We start from the raw sequence: 25,768 nt of genomic DNA on the forward strand, positions 1-25,768 counted from the left end.
TCAGTGTTATTCTTTGAAGATAAATTAGTAGGTATAAATAACCACTGAGCGATAATTCTAACATAAATCTGACTTTATGAAAACCTGAAATCAACAACAGTTCTGATAACATAACTATTAGTAATATAATAAAAAAAAGAAATTTTAATGATAAAAATCAGTTTTATTTTCAATTTTTTTTTATTAAAATATCAAATCAATAGGATTTTTTTTTAATTAAATTAACAAGGATGATAAAAAATGGGCTGGTTTATTGATTGTATTACAAAAAATTACATAAATTTTAAAGGAAGAGCACGTCGAAAAGAGTATTGGATGTATATGTTATTTATTCTTATTGCCTCCTTTTTTACAATAATACTTGATAAGTCGTTGGGACTAGACTTAAATATAACAACCATATTTTTGTTAGCAACAACACTCCCTACTTTGGCTGTGTCAGTACGACGTTTACATGATACAGACAAATCAGGTTGGTGGTTACTGCTACAGCTTGTTCCATTTGGCAATATTATATTATTCATCTTTTTCTTAATGGATTCAACACCCGGACTTAACCGATTTGGTCAATATCCTAAAGAGTTATAAATAACTCATGGACACTAACCTGATTATTTTAAAATAATGAGGTTAGTTTATGCATCAGCTATATTATCAAATGCTTTCGCCGTTTAAATACTCAACTGGCAAATCAATTACATTCTGATCAATCTGCTCACCATTAATACATTGTAATAACATTTCTGCTGATTTCTGACCAATTTTCATCCTCGGTGTCAAAATAGAAGCTAATTTTGGCGTGACAACTTGTCCAACATCGTGCCCATGAAAACCCGCAATAGCCAATTGTTTAGGTACTTTTATGTCCAATCGTTGACATTCAAACAATACCCCGAGCGCTAAATCATCATTAGTACTAAAAACACCATCAATTTGTGGATACTCTTTCAATGCTTGATGAAGTAATTGCTTACCTAATGAGTAAGATGAAGATTTTTTTGTTGCAAAAGTTTTGGCAAAAAGCCCAGCTTCTTGCATAGCTTGTTCATAACCTTGCTGGCGAATAATACTTCTATCATCCTGACGAGCACTAAAATAAGCAATATGTTTATACCCTTTTTTAATCATACAATTGACCATATTTTTAGTTACCCCATAATTATCAAAACCCACAGCCATATCAATGCAAGGCGAAACACTGTCCATAATTTCAACAACGGGCACGCCCGATATTTCAATCATTTTTCGTGTTGCAGCGGTATGAGTACGTTCAGTTAATATTAATCCATCAATATTATAAGCTAGTAACGACCGTAACCGCATTTCTTCTTTTTCCGGATTATATCCTGTATGCGCAATCATGGTTTGATAACCATATTTGTCTGTTACAAGTTCGATACCTTTTAATACATCAGCAAACACCTGATTGGTTAATGATGGTAGTAATACACCAATTGCATTACTTTTTGCATTAGACAGCATATCCGGCGCTTTATTAGGGATATAACCAAGTTCATCTATTGCCGCGGATATTTGCAACTGAAGTGGTTTTGATACAAGATTAGGATCACGTAAAAAACGGCTTACCGTCATTTTACTAATACCTATAAAATCCGCTATTTCTTGCAAACCTGTACGGCGTTTTTTCATACTACACATTAATGTTTTCCGGAAGCTTCGGTTGCCAATCTATTGGTGTTTTACCTTGTTGCCGAATAAGATCATTCGCTTTTGAAAAATGCTTACATCCTAAAAAACCACGATGAGCAGACAAAGGGGATGGATGAACTGAAGTTAATACATGATGTTTTTGACGATCAATAAACTGTCCTTTCTTTTGCGCAGGTGATCCCCACAACAAAAAAACCACCCCTTCAAGATATTGATCGATTGCAGCAATTACGTGATCGGTAAATGTTTCCCAACCTATTTTAGCGTGTGAATGAGCTTGCCCTGCTTCTACAGTCAATACATTGTTCAACAATAATACGCCTTGACTTGCCCAAGAGGCAAGGTATCCATGAGAAGGAATGTTAAATCCTTCAATATCAGTAGACAGTTCTTTATAAATATTTAATAAAGAAGGCGGTGGTTTTATACCTGGTAACACTGAAAATGAAAGCCCATGTGCTTGATTAGGACCATGATAAGGATCTTGCCCTAAAATCACAACTTTGATTTCATTAAATGGAGTAAAACGAAAAGCATTAAAAACATCGTGCTTAGGAGGGTAAATAATCTTTCCTTCAGCACGTTGCGATGCTACAAATTGCATTATCTGTTGAAAATAAGGTTTTTCTTTTTCAGAACCGATGACATCATGCCAGGTTAATTGATTCGTCATACAATACCTATATTCTTTTGTGGCTTAACAACATTATTTAATGGTTGTATTAATTATACCTAAAAATCATAATAAACCTATTGATAATCAATTTTAGGCATGGATGTTAGTAGAATATTTTTATAATACTCCAGATCGTTACCCATTGCCGTTCCAAATGAGACATTTAAGAGTTTACCTTCATCATTAATGTTAGCCATCACACCTTTAATCGCTTTTTTAGCAATAATTTTATAATCATACGATATATAGCGTATTCTAATTGATTTTAATATTCCATAAGCAAAACCTGCTGTTGCTGATGTTTCCAAATATGAGGTAGTATCATCAATAATAGTATGCCATGAACCACTTTCATCTTGATATTAGGCTAATGCTTCAACTTGAGCATTTAAAATTTCAATAAGCATTTTACGAATCGGATCTTTTCTGAAGATCAAGTAGTTCGATAAATTCCGGGATCACTATGATCAACCACTGTTTCCCCTTGCCCATTTTGCTTTAACAAAATGATGATTACCGTCAAAGGTCCAACCATGAAACTAAAGACCTGTCTGACGATCCATTAAATATTGAATATGAATCAATATTTGATAAATTGCTTCTTGAATATATTCAGATTTATTGAGTGTATTACCAATTTTAACAATTGGTAATACACTCATCATCAAAGTATCATCCCAAAGTTGTTGATGATTTTCATTATTATAAACAATATGTTGTAAATCTCTAAATTTAGTTCAAGGCATATCATACATCACCCAATCAGTCCAACTCTCTAAATAAGGCAAAAAAACAGAATTTTTAGTTTCTTCGTAGCGATAAGCCAATGTCAGAAATGGGCATACAGTATTTACATTTTTAGTTGATGTTCCTTCAGACAAACGCTGTTCAAACCAATTATCAATAATTTCTAACGTAACCTTATCGCCAGTCTGTTGATAAAATTGATGCATACCATAAAGACCGATGCCATGGGTCCATACCCATCCATCCCAATCTTTAGTATCAATAACCTGTCCATCATCCAGTCGCAATAAAAATTCACCTGTTTCATCTTTTATATTAATTAAATTATTAATAATGTTTTGAATCAATTTTTGTAATTCAGATTTAGAAACTAAATACTCGGGTTTACAGAGCAATTTACTATGTTTTACAGGAAATATTTGCATCTTTCTCATCCTTTTATAAATTTATATAAAACAGCTAATACTCATTTATTTTGCCCCAAAGTTCGGTAACAGGCATTGCAGTCAACATTTCGATAATGGGTTTTCCTTTATCACTTATTCTTTTTTCTGAATTTGTTCCAATTTTTTTATATTATTAATTTCATCAATTAATATTTTGTGAGTTTTCAAATCCAGTTTAAATTTTAATGAAATTAAAAAACCTAAAGTTAAAACAAAAATAGTGCTAACGATTAATAAGATTAAAATAGTTTGTGATACCCCTAGTGGTTGCTCATTATGTCCTTTAACAAATCCTGAGTTTTGCAAACAAATGACAATTAGCATTACTGCCCCTGCTTGAGAAGCTTTCCGTGTGAAGATCATTACTTCTGCAAAAATTCCTTCTCGACGTTTACCGGTAATAATTTCATCGACATCAGAAATGTAAGTATGGATATTACAAGGAATATAGTTGATCCCCCCTTCGGCCTAATCCCGCTATCGCCGATACAATAATCAACAGTATATGAATATCACTTAAAGGGTCATAAAAATGACACCATAAGCTAAGCAGCTCATACCAAAATGGTGAGTTTTTATATGACGAATCCAAGAGTGGCTATTTCATTAATAGGAGGTCTTGAGAAAGCTGAAGCATTAATTATTTTTAACTCGTTTTGTCGTCTCAAGATTGAAGTTTATTTGTTAGCATGCCAAACCAGATTATCGTGACCAGCCATCATTTTTTCTGGTGGAACCGACGGAAAGTTGAATTTAGGTAAAAACCAGATGTGATTATATTTATTCAATTATACCAAGCTGCCAGTAAATGAATCTGTTTAATCTGCACTGCTGAGGTATAAGTCTTAAAATTTATTCAAAGGCAGAAGGTACGACTGCTCAGGTGATTGATATAAAATGCCCATAATGGTGTTTTAGTTCATCAAGATATCATTGTCTAAGTAATAATGAGTTTTTGGTAAGGTATTTAAATTTGCTTTTACACTTAGTGTCATTACTTATTATGTATGAATCAAGAAGAGATTAAATTTTAAGCTGATCATATTTATATCTCTTATTGATCAAATTAATTTTTGGTGTTTTACTTATCAAAGTGTTTTTTAAATTTTCTTAAAAAAAGATCCATATAAATTAACCAATAAATTTTAAAAAATTTAAAGAGTTGCTTACAAGCATTGCAATTAAAGCAAAAAAAAATAACCAAAGGTATTACTTATTGAATTGATAGCTTATTTTGACTTTAATCAAATTATGAAAGTGCTATATTAACTCACAATAGATAAGGGCAATAAGGCCCGTTAGGAGGATTTAAAAATGATTACAGGTATCCAAATTACTAAAGCTGACAATGCTGCACTACTTAACTCTTTTTGGTTATTAGATGATTCAACTAAAGAAGCACGTTGTGTAGCTGCTAAATCTGTTTATAAAGAAGATCAAATTATTCCAACTGCTGAACTTGGTCAATTTGAATATCGTGAAGTACCTTTAGATGTAGCACCAACAATCAAAGTTGAAGGTGGTCAACATTTGAATGTTAATGTTCTTCGTCGTGAAACTTTGGAAGATGCAGTAAAACACCCTGAAAAATATCCACAATTAACTATCCGTGTTTCTGGTTATGCTGTACGTTTTAATTCTTTAACAGCAGAACAACAACGTGATGTTATTGCCCGTACTTTTACTACAAAAATGTAATTAGTATCAATATGTTTTAAACCTAATAATAATTAGCATAAAAAGGATAATTAAAAATTATCCTTTTTTTTATGAAAAAATAATTTACTTATATCAATATTAAACATTTTAATATTTTTAATTGTAAGTCCATAATCAAACATCCCTATTATTTGATCAAAACGAATTGATAAGATTGATCACCACAAATAAGCGTTTCAAAAATAATCATCATAATCAATTGATTTAACCTAATAAATAAATTAATGTGAAAATACCCAATCCTTCCATATAATTAATATTTATATAAGCAAGTTAAATTTTTTATCCTGACCAATTCAGTAATTATAGGTATTGGTCATGTATGTCTGTCTCACCATAATATTAGATAAATAAGCCTACCAAATGCTTGTAGAGTTCTCTAACATTTACTGGAAATAAAAGGAAACCAACTAACGCAAAAAATAATAACGACAAGTTGAGTTTAGTGAAAATTTTGAATATTTGATGTATAGAAGAAAAAAGAAATTAAAATTTACAATCAACATGAGAATAATAACAAAATCAAGCCTTAGTGGCTCGATTTTATTATTATTAATTAATATTAACCAAAAAACTTTTTCACTTTATCAAAAAAGTTTTTTTCTTTCGGACTATGTTTGGAGCTTTTATCTGCTTTAAAACTTTCACCTAACTCTTTCAATAGTTCTTTTTGTTTACTGGTTAAGTTAACTGGTGTTTCAACTACTACATGACAGTAAAGATCACCAACCGAACTACTACGTAAGGATTTAATACCTTTACCACGTAATCGGAACATTTTGCCTGTTTGTGTCTCGGCTGGAATAGTTAAACTTACTTTACCGTTAAGGGTTGGAACCTCAACTTCACCACCAAGTGACGCTAAAACAATATTAATTGGTATTTCACAATGTAAATTAGTGCCATCACGTTCAAAAATCGCATGCTGTTTGATTTGTACTTGAACATATAAATCACCAGCTGGAGCACCATTTAAACCAGCTTCACCTTCGCCAGCAAGTCGAATTCGATTACCAGTATCAACACCAGCTGGAATAGTAACTGATAGTGTTTTATTTTTTTGTACACGACCTTCACCATGACACTTCTTACATGGATTTTTAACAACTTTACCACGACCATGGCAGGTTGGGCATTCTTGTTGTACAGCAAAAAATCCTTGACGCATTTGGACAACGCCAGCACCATGACAGGTATCACAAGTAACTACATCAGATGACTTTTCAGTACCTTGCCCATGACAAGTATCACATGTGACCCAAGTTGGTACTTTAATTTCTTTGCTAACACCGTTAGCCGCTTCTTCAAGTGTTAATGTAATATTATATTGAAGATCTGCACCTCGAGATGCGGTTTGACCGCGTCCACGCCCACCACCGAAGAAGTCACTAAATAGGTCATCAAATGCACCACCACCAAAACCACTGAAACCGCCAAATCCACCAGCTCCAGCACCGCCACCTTGTTCAAACGCTGCATGTCCATATTGATCATAAGCAGCTTTCTTTTGGGCATCGGTCAAAATTTCATATGCTTCTTTGACTTCTTTAAATTTTGATTCAGCTTCGGCTTTATTATCCTGATTCTTGTCAGGATGATATTTCATGGCTAGGCGTTTATAGGCTTTTTTTATTTCACTTTCAGTGGCTGTTTTGCTTACGCCTAATATTTCATAATAATCTTTCTTCGCCATAATTAACCTTTATTTTTATCATAACATAAACAACTAAACGGGCTTGAGTTACCTCGCGCCCGTTTAATGTGTTACATGTTTAAAACTCGTTGAAATAACTCATTAAAAAACATCTTTATTAATGCTTATTATTTTTTCTCGTCATCAACTTCTTTGAAATCAGCATCAACAACATCATCTTGCGCCGCAGAACCGCTGTTTGTTTGGTTTGCAGATTGGTCACTTTGAGCTTGTTGTTGTTCTAATTCAAGCAATTTTTTAGATGCTTCCATCAACGCATTAATTTTTGCTTCAATTTCGGCTTTATCTTCGCCGCGAGCGGCAACTTCTAAAGCGCTTACTGCATCTTCGATTGCTTTTTTATCATCTGCTGATAATTGATCACCAGCTTCTGTCACTTTTTTACGAGTTGAGTGAACAAGATGATCGGCTTGATTACGCACTTGAGCTAATTCTTCAAACTTACGGTCAGCATCGGCATTTGCTTCAGCATCATTTACCATTTTTTGGATCTCTTCTTCACTTAAACCAGAAGATGCCTTAATAGTAATATTTTGTTCACGACCGGTATTTTTATCTTTCGCTGATACATGTAAGATACCATCAGCATCAATATCAAAAGTTACTTCAATTTGTGGCATACCACGAGGTGCAGCTTGAATACCATCAAGGTTAAATTGACCTAATGATTTATTATCACTAGCGCGTTTACGTTCACCTTGTAATACATGAATAGTTACTGCTGATTGATTATCTTCCGCTGTTGAGAACACTTGACTATGTTTAGTTGGGATAGTTGTGTTTTTCTCAATTAAGGTAGTCATTACACCACCCATCGTTTCAATACCAAGCGACAATGGAGTTACGTCAAGTAATAATACGTCTTTAACATCACCACCAAGCACGCCACCTTGTACTGCCGCACCCACCGCAACTGCTTCGTCAGGGTTTACATCTTTACGTGGTTCTTTACCAAAGAAGTCAGCAACTGCTTTTTGCACCATTGGCATACGTGTTTGACCGCCAACTAAAATTACATCTTTAATATCAGAGACAGATAGACCAGCATCTTGTAACGCAGTTTTAACTGGTTCCATTGAACGTTTAACTAAATCTTCTACTAAAGATTCAAGTTTTGCACGAGTTACTTTAATATTTAAATGTTTTGGTCCAGTCGCATCAGCAGTGATATATGGTAAGTTGATATCAGTTTGTTGTGCTGATGATAATTCAATTTTCGCTTTTTCAGCCGCTTCTTTTAAACGTTGCATTGCAAGTGGATCATTTTTAAGATCGAAACCTTGTTCACGTTTAAATTCATCAACTAAATAGTTAATTAAGCGAGAGTCAAAATCTTCACCACCTAAGTGAGTATCACCATTTGTTGCTAATACTTCAAATGTTTTTTCACCATCAACATCATCAATTTCGATAATTGAAATATCAAATGTACCACCACCAAGGTCGTATACTGCGATTGTGCGGTTCCCCACATCTTTATCTAAACCATAAGCAAGCGCTGCTGCTGTTGGCTCGTTAATAATACGTTTAACATCTAAACCGGCAATTCGACCAGCATCTTTTGTTGCTTGACGTTGAGCATCATTGAAATAAGCTGGAACAGTGATCACCGCTTCAGTCACTGGCTCACCAAGATAATCTTCTGCTGTCTTTTTCATTTTCTTTAATACTTCAGCAGAGATTTGTGGTGGAGCAATTTTCTGACCTTTAACATCAACCCATGCATCGCCGTTATCAGCTTTTACAATTTTGTATGGCATAATACCCACATCACGTTGTACTTCAGCATCTTCAAAACGACGACCAATTAAACGTTTAATGGCAAATAATGTATTTTGTGGATTAGTTACTGCTTGGCGTTTTGCTGGTTGACCAACTAAAATTTCACCATCTTGTGTATAAGCAATAATGGAAGGAGTTGTGCGATCGCCTTCTGCATTTTCTAATACTTTCGCTTGACCATTGTCCATCACTGCAACACATGAATTTGTTGTACCTAAATCAATACCTATAATTTTACCCATAATCTTTTTCTCCTCAAAACCTGTATTTTATTTCTTGTATATAAGTCTTAAATTTTGATTTTCAAGCTTTAAATTTATACAAAGAAATATTTTTTGTTTCCACATAAATGGGAACAATATTGTTAATATCAAGGGGCAATATAAAAATTTTTTAATATATCTTGATTGCTAAGTTTTATCCACTTATCATTGCCGTTCTTTTTATAAAACTTAATTTATAGGATCTTTATGGAACAAACAAAACTTGCAAATCCTGGCCCTTTAGGTTTAATGGGATTTGGTATGACAACAATTTTATTAAATATTCATAATGCAGGATTTTTTCCTGCCATGACTGTAATTGTCTCAATGGGTATTTTTTATGGTGGTCTTGCTCAAGTTATTGCTGGTATTTTAGAATTCCGCAAAGGCAATACGTTTGGAACAACAGCATTTACCTCTTATGGTTTCTTTTGGATCGTATTAGTTGGCATTTGGTATTTACCAACTTCACCAGCAACAGCACCATCTGATGCAACATTTGTAGGTATTTTCCTTGCTTTATGGGGAATTTTTACTGGTTTTATGTTTATTGGTACCTTAAAAGGCAATCGTGTATTACAATTTGTTTTTGCTAGCCTAACGCTGTTATTTGCTCTATTAGCAATTGGAAATATTTCAGGTAATCATGATATTATTCATATTGCTGGATTTGAAGGCATTATTTGTGGTGCAAGTGCAATTTATTTAGCAATGGCAGAAGTAATTAACGAACAATTTGGTCGTACTATTTTGCCTATCGGTGCACCTAAAGGCGCAGCGCATTAGTAAAATTAAGCAGCTCTACAATCATTAATAAGCAAGTAATAAAAACGGGGAAATATCCCCGTTTTTTTATGCCTAATAAGAGCGATTAAAGCTTATTATTCTTTATAAGCATCATTATGCACACCAACTGCTGCTCGACCAGATGGATCGTTTAAGTTTTTAAATGATTCATCCCATTCAATTGCTTTCGCAGTTGAACAAGCAACGGTTGGACCACCCGGTACACAATGGGCAGCACTTTCTACTGGGAATAATTCATCAAAAATTTCACGATACATGTACGCTTCTTTCGAAGTTGGCGTATTGTAAGGGAAGCGGAAATTTGCATTTTCTAGCTGTTGATCCGTAATCTTGCTCTCTGCAATCTCTTTTAATGTGTCAATCCAGCTATAACCAACACCATCAGAGAATTGTTCTTTTTGACGCCAGATGACTGATGCAGGTAAATAGGACTCAAACGCTTCACGGACAATGTGTTTTTCCATTTTACCATTGCTACCACACATTTTATCTTTCGGATTAATGCGCATCGCTACATCTAAGAATTTTTTATCTAAGAATGGTACCCGAGCCTCAACACCCCAAGCTGCCATAGCTTTATTTGCACGCGCACAATCGTACATATGTAATGCCGCTAATTTACGTACAGTTTCTTCGTGGAATTCTTTTGCACTTGGTGCTTTATGAAAATACAAATAACCACCAAATACTTCATCTGCACCTTCACCTGATAGAACCATTTTTATTCCCATTGCTTTGATCTTACGCGCCATTAAATACATTGGCGTTGAAGCACGAATGGTGGTTACATCATAAGTTTCGATGTAATAAATGACATCACGAATTGCATCAATACCTTCTTGAATAGTAAAATTAATTTCATGATGAACAGTGCCTAAATGGTCTGCAACAGCTTGCGCGGCTTTCAAATCTGGCGCACCTTTTAAACCTACTGCAAATGAATGCAACTGTGGCCACCATGCTTCAGATTTTTCATGATCTTCAATACGGCGCGCTGAGAATTTTTTGGTAATTGCTGAGATAACTGAAGAGTCAAGACCGCCAGATAATAAAACACCATAAGGTACATCAGACATAAGATGGCTTTTAACAGACTCTTCTAGTGCAACACGAAGTTCATTGATATCTGTCTTATTATCTTTGACGTTATCATATTCCATCCAATCACGTTTGTAATAGGTTTTAATTTCACCTTCTGTACTTGATAAGTAACTTCCAGGAGGAAAAGCCTCAATCGTTTTACAAACCGGAACCAATGCTTTCATTTCAGATGCAACGTAAAACGTGCCGTTTTCATCATGTCCCATATACATCGGAATGATACCGATATGATCACGACCAATAAAATAGGTGCCTTTATTAATATCATAAAGAATAAACGCAAACATACCTTGTAAGTCATCAAGACAGTGTATACCTTTTTCTTGATAAAGGGCTAAGATTACTTCACAGTCTGAGCCTGTTTGAAATTCATAACGATCTTTGTACTGATTTCGGAGTTCTTGATGATTATAAATTTCGCCATTGACTGCTAAAACTAAAGTTTTATCTTTATTATAAAGTGGCTGAGATCCTGTATTAACATCTACAATTGATAAACGTTCATGAGCTAAAATAGCTTTATCAGAAGCAAAAATACCAGACCAATCAGGACCACGATGACGTTGTAGACTTGATAGTTCTAATGCTTTTGTTCGTAGTTGTTCTGGATCTGATTTAATATCAAGAATACCTAAAATCGAACACATTGATTTTCTCCATTTAAAATCGCCTGAGCGATACAATTTACAAGTAAAAACTAACTATCTGTATGAAAATATTCATATCATTTTGTTGTTATGGTAATTATGCCCTTTTCAAAAATTAATGTGAGCAAAATTCTAAATAAACAGCATACACATTATTGATACACAATTAAAGTACAATATCGTTATGCTCTTCCTATCATTGCAAAAAGATCACAATTATTTTTTTTGCCATTGACCTTGTTGCTTTATATATTGACCTGCTGGTGTTTTATCTTGCGCTTTACTACCAGCTCGATTTTCTACTTCATTTAATGGAACGTTACTTTCAGCAGAAACTTTTTGGTACTGTGCTTTACGAGCTTGATTAATTAAATTTGCAATCTCACTGGCATTATCTTCATTTTTTACTACACCTAAATAACCATCTGCCTGTTCTCCTACTAATCCTCGCGCTTTAGCTTGGCTTAGTGAATCGATGGCTTGTTCCAAAGTCAGTGCAGATACAGAAAAAGATAAAACAGCAGTAAATAAAGCTATTGTCACTTTTTTATAGATACTCATAGCACACTCCTTAATCATACTTTTTATTATTAAATTTAAAAGTAGCAAAAGATTGTTGAGCTTCACAATTAGTATGTGTTGACCATCTTTGCTATTTTCTTATCATAAATCACTCATTAACAAAAATTTATTTTTTAATATAATCCAGATTTATTAATAATATTATCTAATGCTTTATCCATTTTAATATTAATCTCATGATCAATTTTTACATTTAAATTAATATTAATAGGTTCACTTGGCGTTTGTACTTTAACCGTCGGCGAACATCCCATTAACACACTACCTAATACCAATATTGCAATAATTCGTCGTATCATAAAATGACCTCTTATTTTGCAGATTCCTTTTTTAAATGCGCTTCAATACGTTTACGAATTGGTTCACTAATTTGATCCGATAATTGTAAACTCGTTAGCAGTTTGGCGATATTTTCTTCTAATGTTACATTTAAATTGACAGCTTTGCCATCTTCAACATCCAAATTACTTCCTTGGATATGAAGCCCTAATTTAGCGACATCATCAGCATAATCAACCGTTCCATCCAGTTTAGTATAATGAAAATTTTTTATAATATCTGTGAGTATTTTCATATTAGGATTATTTTTGGCATAATTTTTTAAAGCTGAATTTTCAAACTGTAAAAAGCCTTGGTGGGTTGTGGTTAGCTGTCCTTTTTTAATTATAGGCTTAAAAGTTACACCATCTTTGTTATTTACAGATAATAAAGTAATGGGTAATAAACCATCAATAGCACCGTCACCAGCGAGTCCTTCAGCAGGATATGTGGCAAGAATATCTTTTAATTGTATCTGTTTTAACCTTAAATTTAATTGTTGGGGTAATTTAGCTAAATTCAATTTATTGGCTTGAAGAAATATAGAACCTGAAAAAATCGTTGCTTGTGCCTTTTTACAAATAATTATACCTTTGTTTGGTGTATTAAATGGCGCTGTATAACTACCAGATAATTTCACTTGTTGTAAAGCAATCCCCATATTGATTTCTTGTATATTAAGTGATGGTACTGAAATGGTAAATTGCTGATTTTTGATATCAACATAGATATTACCCGCAGCAGATTTTATTTCACTATTTTTATAAATACCATTGAATTTATTAAGGGCTAATTTAGCTGTGGTTGATATCTGGTTAGGTTTAATCGGAATGAGTGATTGTACTTTAAATGTTAACGTTCCATTTAATTGGTTAAATTGAAAGTCGTCCGACAAATTTGCTTTTTCTATAGTTACTGAGGCATTGCCAGAATTATTGAATTCAAATCGATTATCGGTAATCCAACCCGTAAACGGCAGTAATATTTTCCCATTTTGTACACCAAATTGATTTATAGTTGTGGTTAAAACACCATTTTGGATATCAATACGCAAATCATTTTGATTGAATAGTAAAGTGGCAGAAAGATTAGCAACATATTGGTTATTCGACGATACGTCCAAATGAATAGCTTCTTGCTGTTTAGTTGCTGTCATCTCCACATCAAAAAGCTCACGATTTTGTTCATAAATTCGTAAAGAGTCAATATGGATCGTTGAGGGTAACCAGTAAATAATGGTTAACAACGACGAATAACTAAACTCCGATTGATTTTGCTTTTCAGTCGTCACATTAACGACATTTTTGGTTTTATCAGTGACCATCTTATTGTCACTTAATTGCCAATCAATATTAAGATTTTGGACTGATAGTTTTGACCAGGAAATCAGTACATCTTTAGCCGTAACAGTAAATTGCGACTCTTTATAAACCGTCAATTGTTCAAATGAAAGACCGGATAGGTTAATATGCGCTCCATACCAGTTTATTGAGAATCCGTACTCTTGTCTAAATTCTTGCCAAGAACGCCAGCCAAACAGACTAAGTACGATGATAAACATTAAAATACTTAGTGAAATCCAATAGCGTTTTTTTAAACGAGCCATATTCATTCTCGACTTAGCTAAAATTATTGCCGGAATCAACCGGCAATAATAGGATGATTATGCTGATGTTTGCTCTCTCTGGTTAATATACGCAAGCGCTTTATCAATTCTTGCTAGCGTGCGTTTTTTACCCACAGCAAATACCGTTGCATCAACAGAAGGGGATTGACCAATACCGGTTACTGCAACACGAAGTGGCATACCAACTTTACCCATACCTATTTCAAGCTCCGCAGCTGTTTTTTCAATAACCTGATGGATTTTTTTAATTTCCCAATCAAAATCAGCAATCGCTTCAATTTTTTCTCGGATGTTTTCTAATGGTTCTTTGGCAACGGGGCGTAGATGTTTTTTTGCAGCATCAGCATCAAAATCAGTAAAATCTTGATAACAATAAGCACATGATTGAGCCATCTCTTTTAGCGTTTTGCAACGTTCGCCAAATAACTTAATAATCGTAATCAGATCTGGGCCTTGTGATAAATCATAGCCAAGTTGATTCATATGCCAAACTAAATGTTGAGCAACATAATCAGCATCTAAATGATTAATATAATGATGATTTAACCAAAGTAATTTTTCAGTATTAAATGCACTTGCAGATTTACTCACTGCATCTAATGAGAAGAAATCAATCATTTCTGGCACTGAAAATATCTCTTGATCACCATGAGACCAACCAAGACGAACTAAATAGTTAAGCAACGCTTCTGGCAAATAACCATCATCACGGTATTGCATCACGCTCACTGCGCCATGACGTTTAGAGAGCTTTTGTCCATCGTCACCTAAAATCATTGATACATGACCATATTCAGGCAATGGTGCACCTAATGCTTTTAAAATATTAATTTGGCGAGGCGTATTATTAATATGATCCTCACCACGAATAACATGAGTAATTTCCATATCCCAATCATCCACAACGACGCAAAAATTATAAGTCGGAGAACCATCAGTACGACGAATGATTAAATCATCAAGCTCTTTATTGGCAATTTCAATTGGACCACGAATCAGATCATTAAAAATAACTACGCCATCTACTGGATTAGCAAAACGAACAACATGCGGCTCAGTATGTGAATGCTGTTTTTGAACATCATCACACCGACAATGACCGTCATAACGCGCTTTTTCACCTTTTGCCATTTGCTCTTCACGTAATTTTTCAAGACGTTCTTTTGAACAGTAACAACGATAAGCCGAACCTTTAGCTAACATTTCATCAATAACTTGATTGTAACGATCAAAACGTTTCGTTTGAAAATAAGGGCCTTCATCCCATGACAATTTTAACCAATTCATACCTTCCATGATGGCTTCAATCGCTTCTGGTGTTGAACGCTCAAGATCAGTATCTTCAATACGCAATACAAACGCACCTTTTGCATGACGAGTATAGAGCCAAGAGTAAAGCGCTGTACGTGCACCACCTACATGTAAATAGCCTGTTGGGCTAGGTGCAAAACGAGTTTTAATTTTCATGAAATAATCCTAATAATAACAGAAATGAGCGCCGATACTATAAGGTCATCATTTGCGCCCTTTTATTTTGTCAATATCAAATTAATAGAATAACTTTTTGATATAAATTCATTTTAGTTGCTTATTCTAACATGCTAAAAGGTTTCGGCAATAGTCATGTTAATGTTAAAGAATTAATGATCAACGTTGTAAAAAAGTTTGAGGTTAAGCATACGTTTGAGTATAAAACATTGATACTTAACCTTTGTATTTTGAATAATTAATGTGCCTCATCCCAGTTATTGCCGATTCCTATATCAACTTTTAAAGGTACGGATAACTGATAACAATTTTCCATAATCTTTTTAATTTCTGTACAGTACTGTTCAACAAATGCATCTTTTACCTCAAACACTAATTCATCGTGTACCTGCATCACCATTTTGATATTACCTGCGGATTGATTTTTTATCCACTCACTCATTTTTATCATGGCTGTTTTGATAATATCCGCCGCGGTACCTTGCATTGGTGCGTTAATTGCTGCGCGTTCAGCTCCTCGCTTTTCAATACCGTTAGTTGATCTAATCTTAGGTAGATACAAACGGCGACCAGACAAGGTTTCAACATAACCTTGCTCGGCAGCAAGTTGGCGTGTTTGTTCCATATATTGTTGAACGCCTGGATAGCGTTCAAAATAACGATCGATATAAAACTGCGCTTCTTTACGAGGAATATTGATCTGTTTAGATAAACCAAAAGCGCTCATACCATAAATTAAACCAAAATTAACTGCTTTAGCACGTCTTCGCTCTTCATTGGTGACTTCTGATTCGGTTTTACCTAAAATCTCACCAGCGGTTACTCGATGAATATCTTTATCATGGGCAAAAGCATTAAGTAAACTTTTATCGTGCGATAAATGCGCCATAATACGTAACTCAATTTGTGAATAATCAGCAGAAATGATCTTATAACCTTTCGGTGCAATAAATGCTTGGCGAATACGGCGTCCTTCTTCATTGCGTACTGGGATATTTTGTAAATTCGGATCGTTGGATGACAATCGACCTGTGATAGTACCAATTTGATTATAGTTAGTATGAATACGCTGATCGATTGGGCTTATCATCAATGGTAGTTTATCGGTATAAGTATTTTTCAATTTAGCTAACCCACGATAAAACAAAATCATTCGTGGTAATTCGTATTCGTTGGCCAGCTCACTTAATACTTCTTCACTGGTTGAAGGATCACCTTTTGGGGTCTTTTTTAAAACAGGTAAATTGTGTTTCTCAAATAAAATAGCTTGAATCTGTTTTGGTGAAGCTGGATTAAATTTTTCGCCTGCTAATGATTGCAGTTGTGCTTCAATTTCAATTAACTGTTTAGCTAACTCATTAGAGTACTCATTTAATTGCTTTGCATCAACCAAAACACCTGTTCTTTCCATTTCAGCCAGTACAATAGCTAATGGCATCTCAATATCAGTAAATAGCTTCGTTAATTTTTGGTCTTTTTCAAGTTCTGGCCACAATTTTTCATGCAGTTGCAAAGTAATATCCGCATCTTCAGCCGCATACTGAGTCGTTTTTTCTATCTCAATAGCATCAATGGTAACTTTCTTTTTATCTACTTTGGTTAGCTCATCATAAGTAATGGTTTTATGATTGAGATAACGATGTGCCATACTATCCATATCATGACGCTCAGTACTATTTAATACATAAGATTCAAGCATGGTATCATAGGCAATACCACTCACCTTAATACCATAATTAGCTAATACGCTATAATCAAATTTAGCATTTTGCGCAATTTTTTTGATCTTTGAATTTTCAAGTACGGGGCTTAATTTGGCTAACACATCGGTTAAGGGTAATTGCTCTGGAACACCTAAATACTGATGTGCCAGTGGTAAATAAGCGGCTTGATAGGGTTTAACACTCAGCGATATACCCACTAATTTAGCATGCACATGATCAACATTATCCGTTTCAGTATCAAAAGCAAATTGCTTACTATTGGATAACTTGATAACCCAATCATCCAGTTGCTCATGCGTTAATATACATTGATAATCGGTCTCTTTTTTTTGTGCTAGAGTTGGATGTTGTTGCTCTACAAATAAAGATGAACTTTTATCTACATCTACGATAGCATTGTTTTGCTGTTTTAGGAACGTACCAGCAATTAACTCTTTTTGCCAACGATGAAAACCATAATAAGAAAACAATTCGACCAATTTATTGACATCAATGTCGGAAATAAGCAATTGCTCATTAGTAAAATCTAATTTTACATCAGTTTTAATGGTAGCAAGCAAATAGGAAAGTTCAGCTTCAGTTTGATTATCAATCAATTTTTGTTTTAAAGATTTTGCACCACGGATCGATAATTTTTCAATATCATCTAAGCGCGCATAAATATCTTTAATACTGGTAAATTCAGTCAATAAGCTTTGTGCCGTTTTTTCACCTACACCTGGCACTCCAGGAATATTATCAGATGAATCGCCTCTTAAAGCTAAATAATCAATAATTTTTTCAGGTGGAACACCAAATTTATCCATCACCCCTTTTGGATCAAGCACAGCATTATTCATTGTATTAATTAGTGTGATTTTATCGCTCACCAACTGCGCCATATCTTTATCGCCAGTACTAATTAATACCTCCAAATTTTCGCGTTCAGCTTGTCTGGCTAAAGTACCAATAACATCATCAGCCTCAACACCTTCAATGCATAGTAATGGTAATCCCATTGCTTTCAAAATAGTATGAATGGGATTAATTTGCGGGCGAAGATTTTCGGGCATGGCCTCACGTGTTGCTTTATATTCGCTATAGATCTCATTACGAAATGATCCCCCTTTAGCATCAAAGACCACCGCAATATGGGTAGGATTATATTGATTAATCAAACTGCGAATCATATTAATCACACCAAAAATAGCACCAGTTGGCTCACCTTGGGCGTTAGTTAATGGAGGGCATGCAAAAAAAGCTCGGTAAAGATAAGAAGATCCATCAATTAAGATGATCGGCGTATTGTTTGGCATTTCTATTACCCAAATGTTATTCAAGTCAATGGCTGATAGTATAACCTAATTAACCATAATATTCTTATTCACGACCATAATATAATGTAAAGAAGTTTCAGATTAACTATACGTTTCAGTATAAAAAAACCAGTAAACAACTGTATATTGTTCAATAAATGTTATATAATAGTGCATTTATTTTCGCCTGAGTATGTAATAGATGACAGAATTAAGTCTTGCTGCGCAAAAAGTCAAAGAAGCACTCGCCGCTAAAAATCTGGAAACCCCATCGAGTCGTTTAGATATGAACAATAGCGAACGGAAAGCTAAAATCGAAACACATTTTCGAGAAATTATGAAACTCATGGAACTTGATTTGAGTGATGATAGCCTAGCTGAAACTCCGCACCGTGTTGCAAAGATGTATGTTGATGAAATCTTTTCTGGACTTAATTATCATAACTTCCCCAAAATCACCTTAATTGAAAATAAAATGCAGGTTGATGAAATGATTACTGTTCGGGATATTACTTTAACGAGTGTTTGTGAACACCATTTTGTTACCATAGATGGTAAAGCGACGGTTTCTTATATTCCAAAAGATAAAGTGATTGGTTTATCGAAAATTAATCGGATTGTTGAGTTTTTTTCACAACGCCCCCAAGTGCAAGAAAGATTAACCCAACAAATTCTGGTTGCACTACAAACACTGTTAGGAACGGTTAATGTTGCAGTTTCAATTGATGCCACACACTATTGCGTAAAAGCCCGCGGTATTAAAGATTCAAACAGTCTAACAACAACAACCGCATTAGGTGGAGGATTTAAAACGAATCCAAGCACCCGGCAAGAATTTTTAAGGGCGTTAAAACACTATTAATAGCAATTAAACGATAAAAAGAAAGTCGTGTCTTATTTTATGAGCACAACAATAGAATTTACAATCATAAGATAGCAAATTGTTTTATTATGTGATTTTTCTTTAATGATCAATGTCCATTTACGTAAAGTGATAAAAATGCTTTAAAGCTTGATATTACCATCACGCGTTATTCATTCAATAAGCGTAATATTGCATATATAACATAAAAAGCACAGTTGTTATTGCGTGCATCTTCAAGAAAGATTGGTATAATTGACTACTATTTTAGTTAAAACATAACAATTAATTAACTCGCTTTAATGAAGATAATCCGCGGTATTGGTAATTTAAACAATGAATTTACTCAATGTGTACTAACATTGGGCAACTTTGATGGTGTACATTTAGGGCACCAACAATTAATTAATCATTTAATAGAACAAGGTAAAAAATTAAATTTACCAACAGTGGTTATGTTATTTGAACCTCAGCCATTAGAGTTTTTCTGTAAAGAGCAAGCGCCTGCAAGATTAACATCATTTAAACAAAAAGTGATGTTAATTGAAAAGCTCGGTATCGACTATATTATTGCAATTCCATTCACCCAAACCTTTGCCAATATGTCAGCCAATACTTTTGTTCAAGATTGGTTAATTAACAAATTAAATGCCAAATATATTGCTATTGGTGATGATTTTCGGTTTGGACATGAACGTAAAGGCGATATTCATTTTTTACAACATTTTTCTTATAACCGCCACTTTGTTATTCAGAGTATGCCAACACTGGTTTGGAATAATTTAAGAATCAGTAGCACTGCGGTGCGAGAAGCGTTGTTCAATAGTAATTTTAAATTAGCACATTGCCTTTTAGGGCGTGAATATACCATTGAGGGGCGCGTAATACATGGCAATGCTTTAGCAAGACAATTAGGATTTCCCACAGCCAATATTCATCTGCACCGCAAAAAACCAGCGCTACAAGGTGTTTATCTGGTTAAAATCAAAAATTGCTGTAGCAATCAAGATTATGAAGGTATAGCCAACATAGGTATAAGACCCACAATTCAAGGCAAAAAAGCAATATTAGAGGTGAATCTGTTTGACTTTTCAGGTGATATTTATGGACAATATTTAGACGTTACATTTGTTCGTAAATTACGTGATGAGAAAAAATTTGATTCATTGTCAGACTTAAAAGAACAAATAACACAAGATATTTGCACTGCGAAAGAGATCAGGGCAAAATTAACCAATTAAAAAGTAGTATCAACAAAATTAACTGGAATAAATCAGCATGACAGATTATAAAAACACATTGAATTTACCGGAAACTGGGTTTCCAATGCGAGGAGATCTTGCTAAACGTGAACCTGCGATGTTGCAAAATTGGTACGATAAAGAGCTTTATCGTAAAATCCGCCAAGTAAAAAAAGGGAAAAAAGCCTTTATTTTGCATGATGGTCCTCCTTATGCAAACGGTAAACTTCATATTGGTCATGCTGTCAATAAAATTATTAAAGACATTATCATCAAATCAAAAGGATTAAGTGGTTATGACTCCCCGTATATTCCAGGATGGGATTGTCATGGTTTGCCTATCGAGCAAAAAGTAGAAGAACAAGTCGGTAAGCCAGGTGTAAAAGTAACACCCGCTGAATTTCGTCAAATTTGCCGCGATTATGCTGCTTCACAAGTTGAACTACAAAAAGCTGATTTTATTCGCATGGGTGTACTTGGCGATTGGCAAAATCCATACCGTACGATGAACTATGATACTGAAGCAAATATTATTCGTGCATTAGGTAAAGTGATTCAAAATGGACATTTAGTTAAAGGCGCTAAACCAGTTTATTGGTGTACGGATTGTATGTCTGCGTTAGCGGAAGCTGAAGTCGAATATTATGATAAATCATCGCCAGCGATTGATGTTAAATTCAAAGCAACCGACAATCAAGCGGTAGCAAATAAATTTGGAATCAATACAGATTTAACGATTTATGCAGTTATCTGGACAACCACACCTTGGACACTTCCTGCTAGCCGAGGAATTGCACTTAATGCAATAGTGGAATATCAACTCGTACAAATCAATGATAAAGAATGCTTAATTTTAGCATCACAATTAGTTGAATCGTTCATGAAACGTGCTGATATAGCTAATTGGAAAATCTTAGGATCTTGCCATGGTGAGGATCTTGAATTATTGCGTTTTAAACACCCTTTTCTCGATTTTGATGAACCCGTTGTCCTTGGTGAACATGTTACGGTTGATGCTGGTACTGGCGCAGTACATACAGCCCCAGGTCATGGAGCAGAAGATTTTGTTGTTGGTCAAAAATATGGTCTGGAAGTGGCTAATCCTGTTGGAGGAAATGGTTGTTACTTACCTGGAACAGGTGCTGGTTTAGATGGTTTATTTGTTTTTAAAGCCAATAAAGTGGTGGTGGAACTATTAAAAGAACGTAATGCGTTACTACACTTTGAAAATATTGAACATAGCTATCCATGCTGCTGGCGACATAAAACGCCAGTTATCTACCGTGCAACGCCACAATGGTTTATAAGTATGGATAAACAAGGTCTACGTGCTCAATCATTAAAAGAGATCAAACAAGTTCGTTGGATCCCAGACTGGGGGCAAGCACGTATTGAAACTATGGTAGCGAACCGTCCAGACTGGTGCATTTCTCGCCAACGCACATGGGGCGTACCCATGACGCTATTTGTGCATAAAGAGACAGAAGAACTGCATCCAGATACTTTAAAACTTATTGAAAAAATAGCGAAATTAGTTGAACAAAATGGCATTCAAGCATGGTGGGATGCAGATATTAAAGATCTACTTGGTCCTGATGCCGATGATTACCGTAAAGTACCTGACACATTAGATGTATGGTTTGATTCAGGATCAACTTTTTATTCAGTGGTTCGTGTTCGTCCTGAATTTGCAGGACACGAAGCCGATATGTATTTAGAAGGTTCCGATCAACATCGTGGTTGGTTTATGTCATCATTAATGTTATCAACAGCTATTGATAATAAAGCCCCTTACAAACAAGTCTTAACTCACGGTTTCGTAGTTGATGGGCAAGGTCGTAAGATGTCTAAATCACTCGGTAATATTGTGACACCACAAGAAGTTATGAATAAATTAGGTGCCGATATATTACGTTTATGGATTGCTTCTACCGATTATTCGGGCGAAATGAGCTACTCAGATGAAATTATTAAACGCGCTGCGGATAGCTATCGCCGTATCCGTAATACCGCACGTTTTTTACTGGCAAACTTAAATGGTTTCGAACCAGCCAAAAATATGATTAAACCAGAAGATATGGTGGTACTTGATCGCTGGGCAGTGAGTATGGCAAAAGAAGCCCAAGATCAAATCATTCAGGCTTATGAGCACTATGATTTCCATAAAGTTGTACAACGTATTATGCAATTTTGCTCAATCGAAATGGGTTCTTTCTATTTAGATATCATTAAAGATCGTCAATATACGGCCAAAAGCGATAGTATTGCTCGTCATAGTTGCCAAACTGCGCTGTATCATATTGCACAAGCGATGGTACGTTGGATTGCGCCAATTTTATCCTTCACTGCAGATGAAATTTGGCAATATCTACCAGCAACAGAAAAACAAGAATTTGTTTTTGAAGATGAATGGTACACAAAACTGTTTACATTATCAGACAATGAAACATTAAACAGTGAATATTGGGCACAAATTCTAGCGATTCGTAGTGAAGTTAATAAAGTGCTTGAGCAAGGTCGTAATGATAAAGTGATAGGAGGGGCTCTTGAAGCGGCGGTTACCCTTTATGCTGATGAAGATATCACCACAACTTTAGCTAAATTAGAAAACGAATTACGCTTTGTATTATTAACATCACAAGCAGATGTTAAGCCATTACAAGCAGCGCCAGAAAATGCCGTGCAAAGTGATATTAATGGATTAAAAATTGAACTTACCAAAGCGCAAGGCGATAAATGCCCGCGTTGCTGGCACTATACTATCGATAATGATCCAATCACGCATCTATGTAAACGCTGTGAAGAAAATATTAATGGTAAAGGTGAAGTTAGACATTTCGCCTAGCATCAATAATTTGATATTTAAAACCGCTATAGAAGAAAATCTATAGCAATTCAATATTTTAACCGCCGACAGCTGTCGGCGGAAATATAATAATGAGCATACTATATGAAAAAAGATAATGGACTTTACTGGTTACTCGTTACAATTGTGGTTTTTGTAATTGATATTGCAAGCAAATTTTTTATTATTGATAAATTTTCTCTGTTTGAATCAGTAAATCTTTTACCGTTCTTTTCGATTACTTATGTGCGTAATATCGGTGCAGCATTTAGTTTTTTTGAAGGACAACGTGAGATGCTTGTTGCTATTGCCTTAATTATCAGCGTTGTAATTATGCATATGCTCTATCGTAATTCACGCCACAAAAAATTAGAAAATTTTTCCTTATCACTAATTTTAGGTGGTGCATTGGGTAACTTATTCGATCGCTTGTACCATGGTTTTGTGATTGATTTTTTAGATGTTAATTTTGGCAATTGGCACTATCCAACTTTTAATATTGCAGACTGCGCTATCTGTATAGGCATTGGATTATTTATTTTTTGTAACTGTAAAAAACCGAAACAGACTGCTGAGTAATATGCAAATAATTTTAGCTAATCCTCGTGGATTTTGTGCTGGTGTTGATCGCGCCATTACAATTGTTGAGCGAGCTATTGAACTTTTTGGTGCTCCTGTTTATGTCCGCCATGAGGTGGTACATAATCGTTATGTGGTGAATCGCCTTAAGCAATTAGGCGCCATATTCATCGAAGATATTAGGGATGTACCCGACAATACCATTCTTATTTTCTCAGCACATGGCGTATCTAAAGCAGTTCGAGAAGAAGCCAAACAGCGCAAATTGCGCGTCTTTGATGCAACTTGCCCATTAGTAACCAAAGTGCATATGGAAGTAGCTCGATCAAGTTATCGCGGTGAAGAAGTCATTTTAATCGGTCATGCAGGCCATATTGAGGTCGATGGTACTATGGGGCAATATAACAATCCTAAAGGTGGTATCTATTTAATTGAATCGACTGAAGATGTAAATAAGTTAAAAATTAAAAATGAAAATCATCTTTGCTTTACCACTCAGACAACCTTATCTGTTGATGATACAGCGGAAATTATTGCCGCGCTAAAACAACGCTTTCCAAATATTCGTAGTCCTCGTAAAAATGATATTTGCTACGCCACAACCAATCGTCAGCAAGCGGTTAAACAGTTATCATCACGTGCTGATATTGTTTTAGTTGTCGGATCTAAAAATTCATCAAACTCAAATCGTTTAGCAGAACTCGCGCGACGAAACAGTAAAAATGCTTATTTAATCGATTATGCATCGGATATTCAACAAGAATGGTTAATTAATGCACGTACAATTGGGGTAACCGCTGGTGCATCAGCACCAGATATTTTAGTGCAACAAGTTATCGAGCACTTAAAAGGTTTAGGTTGCACATCTCTTATTGAAACCGAGGGTATTTTAGAAAATATCACTTTTGAAATTCCTAAAGAATTGCGAATAGAAGCTAAGACAGTCTAACTTAAGATCAGTGCTTAAGTCGTTCAAATTTTGCTAATAGTTCTTCCTGTGTTTCAACATGCTCTGGATCTGCAATAATAGCATTTTGTATTGGGCAAACACGCTGACATGTCGAATGATCATAATAGCCAACACATTCTGTACATTTGTTAGGATCAATTTCATAAGTATCAAAGCCCATTGAGATTGCCTCATTAGGGCACTCAGGCTCACACATATCACAATTAATACATTTGTTGGTTATTTTTAATGCCATTCTCTTTGCTATCTTTAATTAACTGAAAAAAATTGGCGTCATTATAGCGCAATCACCAATAATTCCGAATAAAGATCACATTATCACTGTTTAAGAAGATCAATTCTTGTCAAAAAGTTTCAGATTAACTATATGTTTGAGTATAAAAACTCGACCAAATTAGTGTTAACAATTACATTTATGAAATATAAATATCCAGTAAATTAAAAAATTTAAGCGCTATTGATCCAATTAATACTGACCAGAAGCGCTTTTATTATTTTTTATCGAAATCAAAATGTTTTTAATATTTTCAAGTATTATTGCTGAAGTTTATGGACCTGGTACATTAATCATTTCCAATCTTCACGGTTTTTTTAAACACTAGCATAACATCAATACTAACTTGACCTTTTTCACCACTATTATTTGTATCAGAACACATGACGA

General features: G+C 34.6%; 20 protein-coding genes and 1 pseudogene. 8 read left to right on the top strand and 13 right to left on the bottom strand.

All coding sequences use genetic code 11. From position 1 onward, the window contains the following. The first annotated feature begins 240 nt into the window (after nucleotides 1-240). Nucleotides 241-588 carry a DUF805 domain-containing protein gene (locus tag J4T76_RS04685; protein ID WP_267340206.1) on the top strand — a complete coding sequence of 116 codons (348 nt, stop codon included), beginning with the start codon at nucleotides 241-243 and terminating at the stop codon, nucleotides 586-588. A 66-nt stretch (nucleotides 589-654) separates the two neighbouring features. On the opposite strand, the gene gntR is transcribed toward J4T76_RS04685, so the two are convergent. The 4 genes and pseudogenes from gntR to J4T76_RS04710 form a co-directional block, all read right to left on the bottom strand. Beyond that, on the bottom strand, nucleotides 655-1,650 hold the full coding sequence (gntR, locus tag J4T76_RS04690; protein ID WP_267340204.1) for a gluconate operon transcriptional repressor GntR: 996 nt from the start codon (nucleotides 1,648-1,650) through the stop codon (nucleotides 655-657). Between the two features lies 1 nt (nucleotide 1,651). Continuing rightward, nucleotides 1,652-2,344, bottom strand: coding sequence for a uracil-DNA glycosylase (gene ung / locus J4T76_RS04695; protein WP_267340202.1), 693 nt, complete (start codon nucleotides 2,342-2,344; stop codon nucleotides 1,652-1,654). Nucleotides 2,345-2,421: 77 nt separating this feature from the next. Continuing rightward, nucleotides 2,422-3,519 (bottom strand): annotated as a pseudogene (locus J4T76_RS11845) (glycoside hydrolase family 88/105 protein). Between the two features lie 114 nt (nucleotides 3,520-3,633). Then, complete coding sequence (locus J4T76_RS04710; protein WP_324123791.1) at nucleotides 3,634-3,996, bottom strand: MFS transporter; 363 nt, start codon at nucleotides 3,994-3,996, stop codon at nucleotides 3,634-3,636. Between the two features lie 858 nt (nucleotides 3,997-4,854). On the opposite strand from J4T76_RS04710, the gene grcA reads away from it, so the two are divergent. Continuing rightward, complete coding sequence (gene grcA, locus J4T76_RS04715) at nucleotides 4,855-5,238, top strand: autonomous glycyl radical cofactor GrcA (RefSeq protein WP_025314317.1); 384 nt, start codon at nucleotides 4,855-4,857, stop codon at nucleotides 5,236-5,238. Between the two features lie 583 nt (nucleotides 5,239-5,821). Here the strand turns inward: grcA and dnaJ are convergent. Beyond that, the gene (gene dnaJ, locus J4T76_RS04720; protein ID WP_267340198.1) at nucleotides 5,822-6,952 is read right to left on the bottom strand and encodes a molecular chaperone DnaJ; all 1,131 of its coding nucleotides are present in this window, start codon (nucleotides 6,950-6,952) and stop codon (nucleotides 5,822-5,824) included. Nucleotides 6,953-7,080: 128 nt separating this feature from the next. Continuing rightward, a complete protein-coding gene (gene dnaK / locus J4T76_RS04725; RefSeq protein ID WP_267340197.1) occupies nucleotides 7,081-8,997 on the bottom strand; it encodes a molecular chaperone DnaK in 1,917 nt (638 codons plus the stop codon). Between the two features lie 228 nt (nucleotides 8,998-9,225). On the opposite strand from dnaK, the gene satP reads away from it, so the two are divergent. Beyond that, entirely contained in the window at nucleotides 9,226-9,804 is a 579-nt protein-coding gene (satP, locus tag J4T76_RS04730; protein WP_267340196.1) for an acetate uptake transporter, read from the top strand. 95 nt (nucleotides 9,805-9,899) lie between these two features. On the opposite strand, the gene asnB is transcribed toward satP, so the two are convergent. From asnB to polA, 6 genes are all read right to left on the bottom strand, one after another. Further along, nucleotides 9,900-11,573, bottom strand: coding sequence for an asparagine synthase B (gene asnB / locus J4T76_RS04735; RefSeq protein ID WP_267354639.1), 1,674 nt, complete (start codon nucleotides 11,571-11,573; stop codon nucleotides 9,900-9,902). Between the two features lie 216 nt (nucleotides 11,574-11,789). Beyond that, nucleotides 11,790-12,134 (bottom strand): YdbL family protein, encoded by a 345-nt coding sequence (locus J4T76_RS04740; RefSeq protein WP_267340193.1) that lies wholly within the window; start codon nucleotides 12,132-12,134, stop codon nucleotides 11,790-11,792. 134 nt (nucleotides 12,135-12,268) lie between these two features. Continuing rightward, entirely contained in the window at nucleotides 12,269-12,454 is a 186-nt protein-coding gene (locus J4T76_RS04745) for a YnbE family lipoprotein (RefSeq protein ID WP_267340192.1), read from the bottom strand. Nucleotides 12,455-12,465: 11 nt separating this feature from the next. Next, on the bottom strand, nucleotides 12,466-14,079 hold the full coding sequence (locus J4T76_RS04750) for an intermembrane phospholipid transport protein YdbH family protein (protein ID WP_267345515.1): 1,614 nt from the start codon (nucleotides 14,077-14,079) through the stop codon (nucleotides 12,466-12,468). Between the two features lie 57 nt (nucleotides 14,080-14,136). After that, nucleotides 14,137-15,567, bottom strand: coding sequence for a glutamate--tRNA ligase (gene gltX, locus J4T76_RS04755; RefSeq protein WP_267355861.1), 1,431 nt, complete (start codon nucleotides 15,565-15,567; stop codon nucleotides 14,137-14,139). A 259-nt stretch (nucleotides 15,568-15,826) separates the two neighbouring features. Then, nucleotides 15,827-18,607: a DNA polymerase I gene (gene polA, locus J4T76_RS04760; RefSeq protein WP_267355863.1), complete on the bottom strand. Its 2,781-nt coding sequence runs from the start codon at nucleotides 18,605-18,607 to the stop codon at nucleotides 15,827-15,829. A 202-nt stretch (nucleotides 18,608-18,809) separates the two neighbouring features. Between polA and folE the strand changes: the two genes are divergently transcribed. From folE to ispH, 5 genes are all read left to right on the top strand, one after another. Continuing rightward, on the top strand, nucleotides 18,810-19,469 hold the full coding sequence (gene folE, locus J4T76_RS04765) for a GTP cyclohydrolase I FolE (protein WP_267340187.1): 660 nt from the start codon (nucleotides 18,810-18,812) through the stop codon (nucleotides 19,467-19,469). Nucleotides 19,470-19,771: 302 nt separating this feature from the next. Then, nucleotides 19,772-20,710 (top strand): bifunctional riboflavin kinase/FAD synthetase, encoded by a 939-nt coding sequence (gene ribF / locus J4T76_RS04770; protein WP_267340186.1) that lies wholly within the window; start codon nucleotides 19,772-19,774, stop codon nucleotides 20,708-20,710. Between the two features lie 37 nt (nucleotides 20,711-20,747). Next, nucleotides 20,748-23,555 (top strand): isoleucine--tRNA ligase, encoded by a 2,808-nt coding sequence (ileS, locus tag J4T76_RS04775; protein WP_267354645.1) that lies wholly within the window; start codon nucleotides 20,748-20,750, stop codon nucleotides 23,553-23,555. Between the two features lie 105 nt (nucleotides 23,556-23,660). Continuing rightward, the gene (lspA, locus tag J4T76_RS04780; protein ID WP_267340182.1) at nucleotides 23,661-24,134 is read left to right on the top strand and encodes a signal peptidase II; all 474 of its coding nucleotides are present in this window, start codon (nucleotides 23,661-23,663) and stop codon (nucleotides 24,132-24,134) included. A gap of 1 nt (nucleotide 24,135) precedes the next feature. Next, nucleotides 24,136-25,083, top strand: coding sequence for a 4-hydroxy-3-methylbut-2-enyl diphosphate reductase (gene ispH / locus J4T76_RS04785; RefSeq protein ID WP_267340180.1), 948 nt, complete (start codon nucleotides 24,136-24,138; stop codon nucleotides 25,081-25,083). 7 nt (nucleotides 25,084-25,090) lie between these two features. Here ispH and J4T76_RS04790 read toward each other — a convergent pair whose 3' ends face one another. Beyond that, on the bottom strand, nucleotides 25,091-25,339 hold the full coding sequence (locus J4T76_RS04790; protein ID WP_267340178.1) for a YfhL family 4Fe-4S dicluster ferredoxin: 249 nt from the start codon (nucleotides 25,337-25,339) through the stop codon (nucleotides 25,091-25,093). Between the last annotated feature and the right edge of the window lie 429 nt (nucleotides 25,340-25,768).

Origin of the sequence: Gilliamella sp. B3022 (assembly GCF_028751545.1) — a bacterium.
Lineage (GTDB): Bacteria > Pseudomonadota > Gammaproteobacteria > Enterobacterales > Orbaceae > Gilliamella.